Origin of the sequence: Micromonospora sp. (assembly GCF_048594385.1) — a bacterium.
GTDB classification, from domain to species: Bacteria; Actinomycetota; Actinomycetes; order Mycobacteriales; family Micromonosporaceae; genus Micromonospora; species Micromonospora wenchangensis.
The window spans coordinates 19,087-33,394 of sequence record NZ_JBMDWU010000488.1 but is presented as its reverse complement, the minus strand read 5'-3'; the positions used below and the strand labels follow the sequence as shown (position 1 = coordinate 33,394).

Here is a 14,308-nt window from a genome sequence, read left to right as displayed (position 1 = left end):
CGCCACGTCGAGGTGCAGATCCTCGGCCTGGCCGACGGCCGGGTGGTGGCGCTCGGCGAGCGGGAGTGCTCGGTGCAGCGGCGCAACCAGAAGCTGGTCGAGGAGTCCCCCTCCCCGGCGGTCTCGCCGGAGCTGCGGGCGCGGTTCCTGGCCGCCGCCGTGCGGGCCGGCGAGGCGGTCGGCTACCGCAACGCGGGCACCGTCGAGTGCCTGCTGGACCCGGCCACGCAGGAGTTCTTCTTCCTGGAGATGAACACCCGGCTGCAGGTGGAGCACCCGGTGACCGAATTGGTCTACGGCGTCGACCTGGTCGAGGAGCAGCTACGGGTGGCGGCCGGCCTGCCACCGACCTTCGACCCGGACGCACTGACCCCGCGCGGGCACGCGATCGAGCTGCGGATCAACGCGGAGGACCCGAAGCGGTTCCTGCCCGGCCCCGGCGTCATCGGCACCTGGGTGGAACCGACCGGCGAGGGGGTACGCGTCGACTCCGGGTACGTCGCCGGCAACACCGTGACCCCGTTCTACGACAGCCTGCTGGCCAAGCTCGTCGTCACCGGGGCGGACCGGGCCGAGGCGATCGAGCGGGCCCGGACGGCGGTGGCCGGCTTCGCGGTGGCCGGCCCGAAGAACAACCTGCCCTTCTTCGCCGAGCTGCTGACCAACGAGGAGTTCGTCTCCGGCGACTACGACACCGGCATCGTCGGCCGGATGCGCTGACCGGCGGGTGCGGCCGGGGCATCGGCCGGTGCGGCGGCGGGCCGACGACGTCGATCCGGGGCGGCAGCGACACCGTGTCGATCCGGGGTGGACGGTGCCGGCCGGCCGGGGCGTCGTTGGTCGGGGTCGGGCCGGCGGGGAAGTGCCCCGGGTTGCGGTCCTTGCGGGCCAGCCCGTCGAGCAGGGCCGCCTCCCGTCCCGGTGGGTCCTCCGGGTGGTTACCCCCGTCGGGCACCCGGTGCGGGTGGCCCTTTGGGGTGGTCCGGTTCGCGGTCTTGATGGTGGCGCGGAGCAGGTCGTTCTCGGCTTCCCGGGCGGCCAGCGTGCGCCGCAGCACGGCGTTCTCCGCGCGGAGCTGGGCGATGATCCGGCCGGCGTCGTCCGTGGTGGGGGTCGACCCGTCAGGGCTGGTCACCTGCGGCCCGGGGCCGTGCGGGTGGGCCCGGCCGTCGGTCGGTCGACGGTCCGTCGGCGGTTCACCCCGGGCCGCCTCGTAGAGCCGTTCGAACCGGCGCAGGGTGGCCTGCCGGTCGGCGGGTGCGACGGTGCACTCGACCACCAGCACCACCGTCTGCCACGGCGGCCCCTTGGTCTCGGTGGTGAAGTGCCGGGACAGCCGCTTGCGCCAGGTGTCCCGGTCCCGGCCCGGCCGGTTGCGGCAGATCCGTTCGGCCAGCCTGCTCCAGGTGTCGACCGCCCCGATCTCCGGGGACCGTTCGACCAGGTCACGGACCGCCAGCGCGTACTCGGACACCGCCGGCGACCCGTACCGGGCCGCGTAACCGGCGGCCAGGTGCTCGCGCGGGACGAGCCAGTGCCGCTGGTGCCGGCCCCGGGCCGGGGTCGGCGTACTGGTGTCGGAGAGCATGGGCGGACCTTTCGTGCGGAGCTGTCTGACCCGGGAAGGTATTCGTACCCTCCATCCACAAATCGTGAGCGTCCCAGCCTGTGTCCGCGGTCAGTTTCTGGCCGGGTCGTTGTCCGGGTAGCGCCGGAGCGCCGTCCGGGTTGGACGGTCGGGCCCCGGGACCGGGGTGGTCGTTTCCCGGAGCCGTCGCCGGACGGTCCACTTTGGCCGCCCGTCCCGGCACTGCCCGGCCAGAACGGCGTGCGGGCCCGGCCCGGCCCGTCGTTGGGCCCGTCGTGCGACCGGATTCGTCGCCGCACCTTCGCCGGCCCTCGGTCGGCGCACGCGCGGCGGGAGCCGGACGCGTCACCCGGCGGTGGAGATGCCGTCGCCGGTCATGCGGCCTGGGAGCGGGGAACATGGGAAGCGGAAGACTGACCGGCGGCGCGCGTCCGCGACCCGACCGTCGTCGGGTGGGCCGGATCCTGCGGTCGATGTCGCTGTTCGCCGAGGGTGCGGTGGCGATGGCCCTGGTCCTGGGCCGGGAGGACGCGGTGGCCTGGGCGGGCGCGGTCGCGGCGGTGGGGCGCCCCGCCGCCGAGCTGGTGGAGGGCCCGTCGGGCCGGTGACCTCCGGGGCCGGCCGGCCCGACACCCGGGGCGGCCCGACACCCGGGGCGGCCCGAGATCCGGGGCGGTGTGGCGGCGGCGGACGGCGTGGTGGTTCCCTGGAGGGACCACCGGTCGTCCGGCGTCGCCGGTCGTCACCCCCACGAGGGGCGACGACGCGGGACGAACCTCCGGCGACCCGATGTCACAGCGAGGTGACCATGAGTCAGATGCCAGCGGCGGTGTCGATCCGGGAGGTCGGGCCCCGCGACGGGCTCCAGAACGAGGAGCCGATCCCCACCGGGGCCAAGGTGCGGCTGCTCGACGCCCTCTCGGGCACCGGCGTGCGCCGGATCGAGGCGGTGTCGTTCGTGCATCCCAGGGCGATCCCGCAGATGGCCGACGCCGACGAGGTGTGGCAGCAGGCCCGGAAGGCCGAGGGGGTCCGCTACTCGGCGCTGGTGCCCAACACGAAGGGTGCCCAGCGGGCCCTGGCCGCCGGCTTCACCGAGATCGAGGTGGTGGTCTCGGCCAGCGACACGCACAACCGGCGCAACGTCAACCGCTCCACCGACGAGTCGCTCGACGACATCGCCGAGCTGATCGACCTGCTGCACGGCGCGGGCGCGCGGGCCGAGGTGATCGTAGCGACCAGCTTCGGCTGCCCGTACGAGGGGGACGTCGACCCGGGGCGGGTCGCCGGGATCGTCGAGCGGGTGGTCCGCGACGGCGCCGACCGGGTCGCGTTCGGCGACACCACCGGCATGGGTACGCCCCGGCGGGTCCGGGAGCTGGTCACCGCCGTCCGTGACCGGGAGCCCGACGTGCCGGTGCTGCTGCACTTCCACAACACCCGGGGTACCGCGCTGGCGAACCTGCTGACCGCCCTGGAGCTGGGGATCACCGAGTTCGACGCCAGCGTCGGCGGTCTGGGCGGCTGCCCGTACGCGCCGGGGGCGAGCGGGAACCTGGCCACCGAGGAAGCGGTGCACATGCTGCACGACATGGGCATCGACACCGGCATCGACCTGGAAGCCCTGATCGGGGTCGCCGAGTTGGCCGAGGAACTGCTCGGCAAGCGGCTGCCGTCGGGGGTGCTGCGGGCCGGCCCGCGTACCCGGCTGACCGCCCGGCCCTGACCGGGCCCGTCGGGGGCGGATCGGCCCGACGACGCGGGGAGGGGCCGGCGTGGTGCCGGCCCCTCCGTCGGGTCACGTCGTGGGTCAGCCGACGCTGAGCAGACCCGGCCAGCTGTCCTTGAAGACCTGGCTGCCGGTGCTGCTGCGACGGTCGTTGGCGCTGAGGGTGCCGGCGAACAGGCTGCTGACCCGGTTCGCCTCGGTGGTGCTCGGGTACGGGTTGGTGCAGCTCGTGCCGGCGCTGCCGCCCGACATCAGGATCGCGCAGTTGCCGTTGTAGTTGTCGGGCAGGCCGAGGATGTGCCCGATCTCGTGGGTCATGATCCGCAGCGGGCTGTACTGGGCGGCCTGCTGGGTGTCGATGTAGACCCGGCCGTTGCCGAGGCTGGTGCGCTGGGCGTACGAGCCGCCGCCGGTGATCTGGTAGATCCGCAGGTTGGTGCCGCAGTTCGCGGTGAGCGTCAGGTTGGTGGTGGCGTTGTTCCAGATCGAGGCGGCCTGGTTGGCGATGCTCGCGTAGCTGGGCGCCTGGCTGGTGTTGTAGCAGATGGTCATCGCGGCGGAGGCGGGCGCGGGGTTGGCGACCGTGAGGCCGAGGGTCGCCGTCGCCGTCGCCAGGGCGGCGACGGCGAGGCGCTTGATGCGTGAGTTCATGACTCACTCCAATCCGGAGGGGGTGTCTGGAGCGTAGCCATATCGATAGTTGAGTATCAATATCCGGAGCGGAAGTCGGTCGGGTGGTCGGGTGGGGCCCTGATGCGCTAGCCTAACGATCGTTCAGGCTGGTCGGCGCGTCCACCACGACGCCCACGGCGGCATGGCGGTCGGGCGCGCCCACGAGGCGCGGGGCGAGGGGGTCGGCGTGACGCTCGACGGTGAGGCACTGGAGCAGCTACGCAAGCGGGCCCGCTCCGGCGGCGCCGACAAGTACCACGCGGCCAACGCCGGCAAGGGCAAGCTGTTCGCCCGGGAACGGGTCGCGCTCCTGGTCGACGAGGGCTCCTTCGTCGAGGACGGGCTCTACGCCAACGCCCTGGCCGAGGGGCTGCCCGCCGACGGCGTGGTCACCGGCACCGCCACCATCGACGGCCGGCCGGTCTGCCTGATGGCCAACGACTCCACGGTCAAGGCCGGCAGTTGGGGCGCGCGTACCGTCGAGAAGATCATCCGGATCATCGAGCGGGCCTACTCGACAGGCGTGCCGATGGTCTACCTGGTCGACTCGGCCGGCGCCCGGATCACCGACCAGGTCGACCTCTTCCCCGGCCCCCGGGGTGCCGGCAAGATCTTCTGGAACCAGGTCCGCGCCTCCGGGGCGATCCCGCAGGTCTGCGCGTTGTTCGGGCCGAGCGCCGCCGGCGGGGCGTACATCCCGGCGTTCTGCGACGTGGTGGCCATGGTCGAGGGCAACGCCAGCATGTACCTCGGCTCCGACCGGATGGTCGAGATGGTCACCGGGGAGAAGACCACCCTGGAGGCGATGGGCGGGGCCCGGGTGCACTGCGCCGAGTCCGGCGTCGGGCACTTCCTGTGCAGGACCGAGGCCGACGCGCTCGACGTGGTGAAGACCTACCTGTCGTACCTGCCGGCGAACTGGCAGCAGCAACCGCCGGCCGCGCCGGCCGTCGCCGCGCCCGCCAAGGTCGACCTGGCCGCGCTGGTGCCGGCCAGCGAGCGGCAGGCGTTCGACATGCGCCGGTACGTCAAGGGCCTGCTCGACGAGGGTTCGTTCTTCGAGATCCAGGCGCTCTGGGCGAAGGAGCTGACCATCGGGTTCGGCCGGCTCGACGGCGAGGTCGTCGGCGTGGTCGGCAACAACTCGATGTTCAAGGGCGGCGTGCTCTTCGTCGACTCGGCCGACAAGGCGACCCGGTTCGTGCAGCTCTGCGACGCGTTCAACGTGCCGCTGCTGTTCCTGAGCGACGTGCCCGGGTTCATGGTCGGCAGCGCGGTGGAGAAGCAGGGCATCATCCGGCACGGGGCCAAGATGATCACCGCGATCTCCGAGGCGACCGTACCCAAGATCTGCGTGGTGGTGCGCAAGGCGTACGGCGCGGGCCTGTACGCGATGGCCGGTCCCGGTTTCGCCCCGGACGCGACGATCGCCCTGCCCACCGCGAAGATCGCGGTGATGGGGGCCGAGGCGGCGGTCAACGCCGTCTACGCCAACAAGATCGCGGCGATCGCCGACGAGGCCGAACGGGCCGCCTTCGTCGCCGCCAGACGGGCCGAGTACGAGCGGGACATCGACGTGGTGCGGCTCGCCAGTGAGCTGGTCATCGACGCGATCGTCGAACCGCACGAGCTGCGCGCCGAACTGGTCCGCCGGTTCGCCGCCGCCCGCAGCAAGGACCGGCACTTCTCCCGTCGCCGGCACGGGGTCACCCCGGTCTGACCGGCCGGGGACCCACCGCCGTCCCCGACCGGCCCGACCGGTCGGCACCGAGCCACCGCCGTCGACCGGGTCCGACCGGTCGTCCAACCGATCCGTCGTTCCCGGCGTCACGAGCGTCCGGGGCGGCACCCGTACAGGAGGAACCGATGGACTTCCGGCTCAGCGAGGAACACGAGGCGCTGCGGGAGAGCGTGCGGGACTTCGCCCGCGAGGCGGTCGCCCCGGTGATCGCCGAGCACTACGAGCGGCACACCTTCCCGTACGAGATCGTCCGACAGATGGGCAAGATGGGGCTGTTCGGCCTGCCCTTCCCCGAGGAGCACGGCGGCATGGGCGGCGACTACTTCGCGCTCTGCCTGGCGCTGGAGGAACTGGCCCGGGTCGACTCCAGCGTGGCGATCACCCTGGAGGCGGCGGTCTCCCTGGGCGCGATGCCGATCTTCCGGTTCGGCACCGACGAGCAGAAGGCCCGCTGGCTGCCGAAGCTGCTCAGCGGGGAGGCCCTCGCGGGGTTCGGCCTCACCGAGCCGGGCACCGGCTCGGACGCGGGCGGCACCCAGACCCGGGCCGTCCTGGACGGCGACGAGTGGGTGATCAACGGGTCGAAGGCGTTCATCACCAACTCGGGCACCGACATCACGGCGCTGGTCACCGTCACCGCGGTCACCGGCACCAACCCGGACGGCTCGAAGGAGCTGTCCACCATCATCGTGCCGTCGGGGACACCCGGCTTCACCGTCGCGCCGGGGTACTCGAAGGTGGGGTGGAACGCCTCGGACACCCATGAGCTGACCTTCGACGACTGCCGGGTGCCGGCCGGGAACCTGCTCGGTGAGCGGGGCCGGGGCTTCGCCCAGTTCCTGCGGATCCTCGACGAGGGGCGGATCGCCATCGCCGCGCTGGCCGTCGGCCTCGCCCAGGGCTGCGTCGACGAGTCGCTGAAGTACGCGAAGGAGCGCCAGGCGTTCGGTCAGCCGATCGGCAACTACCAGGCCATCCAGTTCAAGATCGCCGACATGGAGTTGAAGGCGCACACCGCCCGGCTGGCCTACCACGACGCCGCCGCCCGGATGCTCGCCGGTGAGCCGTTCAAGCGGCAGGCGGCGATCGCCAAGCTGCACGCCAGCACGGTCGCGGTGGACAACGCCCGGGAGGCCACCCAGATCCACGGCGGCTACGGCTTCATGAACGAGTACCCGGTGGCCCGGTTCTGGCGGGACTCCAAGATCCTGGAGATCGGCGAGGGCACCTCCGAGGTGCAGCGCATGATCATCGCCCGCGACCTGGGCCTCTGACCGTACCCCCGGATCGGGTCCGCCGCCGGGCGAGAACGGGGCTCTGTCGGGTATCCGCAGCCCTTCGTCAGTAGACCGACGAAGGGCTGCCCGGCGTCGTATCCCGTCCGTACCCTTCCTGCCCATGACCCCGGATCATGATCACTCGCCAGCGGGTGGTCGTACCCCCATCGGGGAGCTGGTGCGGGCCCACCGCCTGGCCGCCGGTCTCACCCAGACCGACCTGGCCCAGCGGGCCGGGGTCGGCGTGCGGACGGTCCGCGACCTGGAACGCGGCCGGGCCCACCGGCCGCACCGCACCACCGCCGAGCTGATCGCCGGGGCGCTCGGCCTGACCGGCGCGGCGCGCGCCGGCTTCCTCGCCACCGCCCGGGGCCGGGCCGCGACCACCCCGGCCGCTCCGGGCGTCGCCGGGCTGCCGCACCGCACACCCGCCGCCGGCACCGTCCCCCGCGACCCCGACCTCCCGGGTACGCCGATGGCGCTGCCCCCGCCGGTCGAGCTGATCGGCCGGGAACGGGAACTCGACGAGCTGACCGCTCTGCTGACCGGCGACGGCTGGCCGCCGGTGCTGAGCCTGGTCGGCCTGGCCGGGGTGGGCAAGACCGCGCTCGCCCTGGCCGTGGCGCACGCGGTGGCCGACGTCCACCCGGGCGGGGTGGCCGGAGTGCTGGTCGGTACCGGCTCCGACGCCAACGACGTGCTCGCCGCGGCCTGCGCGGTGCTCGGCGCGGCCCGGCTCGCCGAACTGGCCGCCCGGCTGCGGGGCCGCCCGGCGCTGCTGCTGGTGGACGCGGTCGAACGGGCCCCGGACCCGGTGGCCGAGGTGGTGCACCTGCTCGTCGCGGCGGTGCCCACCCTGCGGGTGGTGGCGACCGGTCGGCATCCGGTCGGCATCCCCGGCGAACTCGTCCGCCCGGTGGCCCCGCTGGAGGTGCCCCCCGCCGGAGTGGTCGACCCGGACGAGCTGGCCCGGTGGCCGGCGGCGGCCCTGTTCACCGCCCGGCTCACCCGGGTCCGCCCGGAACCACCCGGCCCGGACGAGCTGCCCGCCCTCACCGCGCTGGTCCGCCGGCTCGACGGCCTGCCGCTGGCGATCGAGCTGATGGCGGCCCGGGGCCGCATCCTCGACCTGCCCGAACTGCTCGACCGGTACGGCGACCGGGTGCTCGACCTGGCCGGCCCGGATCTCGGCGGGCGGGGGTGGGAGGCCGCGCCGCCGGGGCGTACCGACGACCCGGCCCGCTCCACGGTCGCGGTGACCCTGCGCGAGGCGGTCGCCACCAGCTACCGGCTGCTCGACGGGTGGGAACAGGCGGCGCTACGCCGGCTCTCGGTGTTCGCCAACCGGTGGTCGGTGGAGCTGGCCGAGGAACTGCTCGCCGACGAGACCGACCCGGACCCGTCGGGGGTGGTCGACCCGGTGCCGCTGCTCGACCGGCTGGTCGAGTTGGGCCTGCTCAGTGTCCGGGGTGCCGGGCCACTGCGGTTCCGTCTGCTCGACGCGGTCCGTGAGTACGCCCTCGAACAGGCCGCCGGCCGGGGCGAGCTGACCGCCGTCCGCCGCCGGCATGCCGTGGTGATCACCCGGTTGGTGACCCGTACCGCGCCGGACCTGGTCGGGGCGCGACAGTCGGCGGCCGTCCGTCAGCTCGACGAGGCGACCGGTGACATCGGCGCGGCGCTGGCACACGCCGCCGGGGACGATCCGGTCACCGCGCTGCGGCTGGCAGCCGAGCTGACCCGTTGGTGGCGGATGCGGGGGCGGGACGTCAGCGGCCGGCAGTGGCTGTGCCGGTTGCTCGCCGATCCCCGTACCGCCGACGCCGATCCGGTGCTGCGGGCCTGGGCGCTGCTCGGGGTGGCCCGGTTGGCCGCCGAGCACGGCGCGGCGGCGCAGGAGCTGCCCGCCGCCCGTGCCGCGCTCGCGGTGCTCGCCGGGCGGGCCGACGTGGCCGGGGAACTGGCGGCGCGGACCGTCCTCGGCACCCTGCTGGTCGCGACCGGTGCGTACGACGAGGCGGCCGAGCAGGCGCAGGCGGTGCTGACCCTGGCCACCCGGCACGGCCGGACCCGGGACATGGCGGTCGCCCAGCACCACCTGGCCTGGCACGAGATCCGCCTCGCCGATCTGTCGGCGGCCCGGCGTCGGCTGGCGGCGGTGGACCGGCTGGCCGCCCAGTGCGGGGAGCCCCGGCTGCGCCTGTTGGCCCGTGCCGACCTGGCCGAGGTGGCCCGGCTGGAGGGCCGTCACGGTGACGCGGTGGACCAGGGCCGGCGGGTGGTCGCCGCGCTGGCCGGGGTGGGTGATCCGGGGCACCGGCGGCGGGTGCTCGGCACGGTGGGCCTGGCGTTGGCCCGGTCGGGCCGGCTGGACGAGGCCGCCGAGATCCTGGCCGAGCTGCGCTGCGACGGTCGTCCGTCGCCGCCGGGGTCCCGGTCGGAGGCGGGCGTGGCCGGGGGGCGTCCGGGCGGGGGCGGGCCGGTCCGGGCGGAGGAGTCGGTCTGCGCGCTGATCGAGGGCACCATGGCCCGGCACCGGGGGGACCGGGAGTTGGCGGCGGAGTGGTTCGCGGTGGCGGAGGCTGCCGGTGCGGCCGGTCAGGACCGGCGGGACGTGGTCGAAGCCCTGGTCGGGCTGGCCGTGAGCACCGGCTCCGCCGAGGTGCGGGAACGGCTGGCGCAGGCGTGCCGACGCGGCGGCATCCGGCTGTTGCCGGATGAGGAACGCCTGCTGGGCTAGACGCGGGGGCGGCGCGAGCGAACGGGCCCCCTGGTCAAACCCCTCGCTCGATCGCTCGCGCCAGCACCCCCCGGTGCTCCCCCGCGCGATGAAGGCTAGCCAGCCGGGCCGTCCGTTTTGCGGCGATCGGCGGCTCTGCGACCGGTGGGTCCGACGAGTTCTGCCGCTTTTTCTGCCGGTTGGCCCGGTGTCTTGTCGGCGGGTGGTCAGCAGGCCGACGGCGGCTCGTCGGTCGGGGCCTGGTCGGTGCTGCCGGCGGTCGCCCCCGGGTGGACGGCGTCGCGTACCCGGCGCAGGCCGTCCAGCATGGCGGCGAGGGTGTCGGGTTCGAGTTGGCCGGTGAACCACTGCTCGATGATCTGGAGATGGCCGGGCAGGGTCTCGTCCAGCCGCTGCATGCCGGCCGGGGTGACCACCGCGTACGAGCTGCGCCGGTCGGACGGACAGGCGCGACGCCGGAGCAGCCCGTCGCGCTCCATCCGGTCCACCACCCGGGTGACGCCGCTGGTGGACAGGGAGGTCTGCGCGGCGAGGTCGGTCATCCGCAGTTGGTTGCCGGGGGAGCGGGCCAGGCGCATCAGCACCTCGAACTCGACCGCGGAGACGCCGTGCTCCTCGTACTGGGCGGTGAACCGGGCGGTCAGCCCGGCGTGCGCCTCGACCAGGAGGCCGACGGCGGTGATCCGGGGGTCGTCGAACACAGTCTCGTCCACCTGGCCATCCTAACAGTGCTTGACACGGGGAATATTGCTGCGGTTATAGTTGCTCAGGCAGTCGTTGGGCTACTAAACAATCTTCCCCGGAGGGCAGTTACATGACCAGCACCGAGTCGGTTACCCGCGACTGGGACGGCCTCACCATCCCCGCCGCCGGCACCTACCTGCTGGACGCCGCGCACAAGCGGGTGGGCTTCGTCGCCCGGCACATGATGGTCAGCAAGGTACGCGGCGAGTTCGCCGACGCCACGGCCACCATCACCGTCGCCGAGAACCCGCTGCAGTCCTCGGTCACCGCCACCATCCAGGCGGCCAGCATCAACACCGCCCAGGCCGACCGGGACGGCCACCTGCGCAGCCCCGAGTTCCTCGACGTCGAGCAGTTCCCGACGCTGGAGTACCGCAGCACCGCCGTGAAGTCCCACGACGGCAACGAGTTCGTCCTGCTCGGTGACCTGACCATCAAGGGCGTCACCCGCCAGGTCGAGCTGGAGGTCGAGTTCGAGGGTGTCGGCCGCACCCCGTTCGGCACCGACGTGTTCGGCTTCACCGCCAGCACCGAGATCGACCGCGAGGACTTCGGCCTGACCTGGAACGTCGCCCTGGAGACCGGTGGCGTGCTGGTCGGCAAGAAGATCAAGATCGAGATCGAGGGCGAGGCCATCCGGCAGGCCTGAGCCCGGCACGCCGAGGCCCCCGCTCGCCGCGAGCGGGGGCCTCGGCGTCTGCGCGTGCGGATTGTCACTGCCCGGCGACGGCGACATCCGGTGCTGGTGAATGGCCGCTGGGTAGAGAAGCGGGACAGCGCATACCCGGTGGGCACTGGCCCCGGCGCGTGGGCGCTCTTATGGTGGTTCACACTGCGCGCCGGGACGGTCACCGTCCCGCGCGTCTCACGCCTGGAGGAAACATGGGTAGGGACGTCGAGCAGGGCGCGTTCTCCCGGGAGGACCGGGTCCGCTACCGGCAGAAGGTGCGGCGCTGCCTGGACGTCTTCGCGTTGATGCTCGACGACTTCGGCTTCGACGCCGACCGGCCGATGACCGGTCTGGAGATCGAACTCAACCTGATGGACCCGGACGCCGAACCGGCGATGCGCAACGACGAGATCCTCGCCGCCATCGCCGACCCGCTCTTCCAGACCGAACTGGGACAGTTCAACCTGGAACTGAACGCGGCACCCCGGCTGATCGAGGGGGGCGGCTTCGCCCACTACGAGAGCGACCTGCGCAGCAGCCTCACCCGGGCCGACGAACGGGCGGCCCGGTCCGACGCCCGGATCGTCATGGTCGGCATCCTGCCCACCCTGACCGAACGGCACCTGGTGGCCGACAACCTCTCCACCAACGAGCGGTACCGGGTGCTCAACGACCAGATCGTCGGCGCCCGGGGCGAGGACATCGAACTGGACATCAGGGGGGTCGAGCGGCTGCGGACGCACACCGACTCGATCGTCCCCGAGGCCGCCTGCACCAGCCTCCAGTTCCACCTCCAGGTCGCGCCGGACAGCTTCGCCGACTACTGGAACGCCTCCCAGGCCATCGCCGGCGTCCAGGTCGCCGTCGGCGCGAACTCGCCGTTCCTCTACGGCCGGCAACTCTGGGCCGAAACCCGGATCGCCCTGTTCCAGCAGGCCACCGACACCCGCCCGGACGAGCTGAAGGCCCAGGGGGTACGCCCCCGGGTGTGGTTCGGTGAACGCTGGATCACCTCGATCTTCGACCTGTTCGAGGAGAACGTCAGGTACTTCCCGCCGCTGCTGCCGATCTGCGCCGACGAGGACCCGGTCGAGGTGCTGCACGCCGGTGGCGTCCCGCAACTGTCCGAGCTGCGGCTGCACAACGGCACCGTCTACCGCTGGAACCGCCCGGTGTACGACATCATGGACGGCCGTCCGCACCTGCGGGTGGAGAACCGGGTGCTGCCGGCCGGCCCGACCGTGGTCGACATGCTGGCCAACGCCGCCTTCTACTTCGGGCTGGCGCGTGGGCTGGCCGAGTCCGACCGGCCGATCTGGAGCCAGCTCACCTTCAGCTCCGCCGAGGAGAACTTCCACGCCGCCGCCCGTCGGGGCATGGACGCCGTGCTGCACTGGCCCCGCCTCGGCGAGGTGCCGGTCACCAAGCTGGTCCTCGACACCCTGCTGCCGAAGGCGGCCACCGGGCTGGACCGGTTCGGTGTCGCCCCCGCCGAACGGGACCGGCTGCTGGGCATCATCGAGCAGCGCTGCCGTACCGGCCGCAACGGGGCGGTCTGGCAGACCGAGACGGTGTGGGCCGCGCAACACCACCGCAACCTCGACCGGGACGCGGCGCTGCGCCACATGGCCAACCGGTACGCCGAACTCCAGCGCAGCAACGAACCGGTGCACACCTGGCCGGTGGACTGAGCCATCCGGTAGGAGGGCCGGCGTCCCGTGGCCACGTCCGGCCGGGGAGGCCGTTGCCGGGTCAGGGGGTGCGGCGTCCGGCGCGGGGCTTGGGCACCGGGCCCGGTCCCGTCGGCGGGGCCCCGTCCCCCTGGTCGACGCCCTGCTGCCCGCCGTCCGGCGAACCGGGGTGCTGGTCGGTAACCGGGCCGGACGGCGCTGCACCGGCGCGGGCGTCACCGGCCTGGGCCGCACCGGGTGACGGAGCCGGCGGGGTGCTCCGACCCCGGCGGACCGGTCGGGCCCGGCCCACGGCCGGAGGCCGGGAATCGTCACCGGGTTCCGGCACCGGCGTCGGGGAATCCCCGGCCGGGTCGTCCGCCGGGCCAGGGTTGGCGGGCGGCCCGGGAGTGACCTCCGAGGTGCCGCCGGGGCCCGGGTTGTCGGCCGTCGAGTGGTCGGTCCCCCGACCGGGAACGTCCGGTTCGGAGGGTGCGGTCGGGTCGGTGCCGGCCGGCAGGTCGTCCGGTTCCCCGGCGCGGGGGTGCGGCACCGACGGCGTCGTCCGTGCGGCGGCCCGTCGCTCGGCCCGCTGGGCGAGCGAGGCGACCAGCACCGAACCGGCCGCGCCGACGATGACCGCGTACGGCGCGACGAGGTGGGCCGAGACCTGGGCCGGGGAGATCGTGGCCAGCCGGGGCACGGCGAGGAAGTAGGCGACCGCGACGAGCACCGGCCCGGCGGCCCCGGAGACCACCGCACCGAGCCGCAGCGCGGGCGTCCGGGCGGCCCGTCGGGCGGCCGACGCGCCGATCAGCAGGGCCGAGCCCAGGGCGAGCAGCGCTCCCGGCCAGTAGAGGTGGTCCCGCCACCAGAACCGGGGGCTGTCCTGGGCGATCTGCCAGATGCCGAGCTGGGCGCTGGTCAGTCCCCGACCGGCGAGCACCCCGTCGACGACGGAGACGACGGCCAGCAACCACAACCAGCCGACGGTGGCGATCACGTTCGTCGCGGCGGCCCGCGAGTGCAGCGCCCAGACCGCGACCACCAACCCCACCAGCACACCCACCCCGGCGTAGCCGGCCGCGACGGTCTGCGGCGAGAAGGTCTCCGGTACGGAGGCGGCCCGGGACGGCACCGCGACCAGCAGGATCGTGATCAGCGCCCCGACCGCGCCCGCGACCGCGAGGGTGACCCGGTGCAGGGTGCCACCGGTGTCGACGTCCCCGCTGCGCTCGTGCAGCCGTTGGGCGCAGACCGCCCCGGCGACGGTGGAGACGGCGGCGATCCAGGTCGCCCAGGCGAGGCTGGCGAACCAGGACGGTTCGGTGGCGCCGGCGTCGGCCGGTGCCCAGTTGATGATGCCCAGGCCGTAGCCGAAGCCCAGCTGCGCGGCGCCCACACCGGCGGCGACGCCCAGCGCGGTGAGCACCGATCCTCCCCAGCCCCGTCCCGCCATGTCGGGACTGTAGCGTTC

Annotated in this window: 10 protein-coding genes and 1 pseudogene; 8 read left to right on the top strand and 3 right to left on the bottom strand. The window is 73.6% G+C overall.

Annotated features, from left to right (window positions below; all coding sequences use genetic code 11):
* From ACOJTC_RS26540 to ACOJTC_RS26530, 3 genes and pseudogenes are all read left to right on the top strand, one after another.
* Positions 1–720: pseudogene (locus ACOJTC_RS26540) on the top strand (biotin carboxylase); the annotation flags it as partial.
* 1,266 nt (positions 721–1,986) lie between these two features.
* Positions 1,987–2,196: a hypothetical protein gene (locus ACOJTC_RS26535; protein WP_420118926.1), complete on the top strand. Its 210-nt coding sequence runs from the start codon at positions 1,987–1,989 to the stop codon at positions 2,194–2,196.
* A 200-nt stretch (positions 2,197–2,396) separates the two neighbouring features.
* The gene (locus ACOJTC_RS26530; RefSeq protein WP_420118925.1) at positions 2,397–3,314 is read left to right on the top strand and encodes a hydroxymethylglutaryl-CoA lyase; all 918 of its coding nucleotides are present in this window, start codon (positions 2,397–2,399) and stop codon (positions 3,312–3,314) included.
* An 84-nt stretch (positions 3,315–3,398) separates the two neighbouring features.
* Here the strand turns inward: ACOJTC_RS26530 and ACOJTC_RS26525 are convergent, their stop codons facing one another.
* Positions 3,399–3,968, bottom strand: a complete 570-nt coding sequence (locus tag ACOJTC_RS26525; protein WP_357924891.1) for a snapalysin family zinc-dependent metalloprotease — start codon at positions 3,966–3,968, stop codon at positions 3,399–3,401.
* A gap of 208 nt (positions 3,969–4,176) precedes the next feature.
* Here ACOJTC_RS26525 and ACOJTC_RS26520 point away from each other — a divergent pair, with 208 nt between their 5' ends.
* The 3 genes from ACOJTC_RS26520 (at position 4,177) to ACOJTC_RS26510 (ending at position 9,747) form a co-directional block, all read left to right on the top strand.
* Positions 4,177–5,709, top strand: a complete 1,533-nt coding sequence (locus tag ACOJTC_RS26520; protein WP_420118924.1) for an acyl-CoA carboxylase subunit beta — start codon at positions 4,177–4,179, stop codon at positions 5,707–5,709.
* Positions 5,710–5,855: 146 nt separating this feature from the next.
* Positions 5,856–7,004: an acyl-CoA dehydrogenase family protein gene (locus ACOJTC_RS26515; protein WP_204925559.1), complete on the top strand. Its 1,149-nt coding sequence runs from the start codon at positions 5,856–5,858 to the stop codon at positions 7,002–7,004.
* 124 nt (positions 7,005–7,128) lie between these two features.
* On the top strand, positions 7,129–9,747 hold the full coding sequence (locus tag ACOJTC_RS26510; protein WP_420118923.1) for an ATP-binding protein: 2,619 nt from the start codon (positions 7,129–7,131) through the stop codon (positions 9,745–9,747).
* A 206-nt stretch (positions 9,748–9,953) separates the two neighbouring features.
* Here ACOJTC_RS26510 and ACOJTC_RS26505 read toward each other — a convergent pair whose 3' ends face one another.
* Positions 9,954–10,460, bottom strand: a complete 507-nt coding sequence (locus ACOJTC_RS26505; RefSeq protein ID WP_204925561.1) for a MarR family winged helix-turn-helix transcriptional regulator — start codon at positions 10,458–10,460, stop codon at positions 9,954–9,956.
* Positions 10,461–10,561: 101 nt separating this feature from the next.
* Between ACOJTC_RS26505 and ACOJTC_RS26500 the strand changes: the two genes are divergently transcribed.
* A complete protein-coding gene (locus ACOJTC_RS26500; protein WP_204925562.1) occupies positions 10,562–11,140 on the top strand; it encodes a YceI family protein in 579 nt (192 codons plus the stop codon).
* Between the two features lie 233 nt (positions 11,141–11,373).
* Entirely contained in the window at positions 11,374–12,852 is a 1,479-nt protein-coding gene (locus ACOJTC_RS26495) for a glutamate--cysteine ligase (RefSeq protein ID WP_204925563.1), read from the top strand.
* Positions 12,853–12,913: 61 nt separating this feature from the next.
* On the opposite strand, the gene ACOJTC_RS26490 is transcribed toward ACOJTC_RS26495, so the two are convergent.
* Entirely contained in the window at positions 12,914–14,290 is a 1,377-nt protein-coding gene (locus ACOJTC_RS26490; protein WP_420118922.1) for a hypothetical protein, read from the bottom strand.
* Positions 14,291–14,308 lie beyond the last annotated feature (18 nt).

Bases quoted from the DNA above. Each gene is read 5' to 3' on its own strand.
- ACOJTC_RS26510 (WP_420118923.1), top strand. From the start codon at position 7,129: ATGACCCCGGATCATGATCACTCGCCAGCGGGTGGTCGTACCCCCATC.
- ACOJTC_RS26535 (WP_420118926.1), top strand. From the start codon at position 1,987: ATGGGAAGCGGAAGACTGACCGGCGGCGCGCGTCCGCGACCCGACCGT.
- ACOJTC_RS26500 (WP_204925562.1), top strand. From the start codon at position 10,562: ATGACCAGCACCGAGTCGGTTACCCGCGACTGGGACGGCCTCACCATC.
- ACOJTC_RS26490 (WP_420118922.1), bottom strand. From the start codon at position 14,290: ATGGCGGGACGGGGCTGGGGAGGATCGGTGCTCACCGCGCTGGGCGTC.
- ACOJTC_RS26515 (WP_204925559.1), top strand. From the start codon at position 5,856: ATGGACTTCCGGCTCAGCGAGGAACACGAGGCGCTGCGGGAGAGCGTG.
- ACOJTC_RS26495 (WP_204925563.1), top strand. From the start codon at position 11,374: ATGGGTAGGGACGTCGAGCAGGGCGCGTTCTCCCGGGAGGACCGGGTC.
- ACOJTC_RS26530 (WP_420118925.1), top strand. From the start codon at position 2,397: ATGAGTCAGATGCCAGCGGCGGTGTCGATCCGGGAGGTCGGGCCCCGC.
- ACOJTC_RS26525 (WP_357924891.1), bottom strand. From the start codon at position 3,968: ATGAACTCACGCATCAAGCGCCTCGCCGTCGCCGCCCTGGCGACGGCG.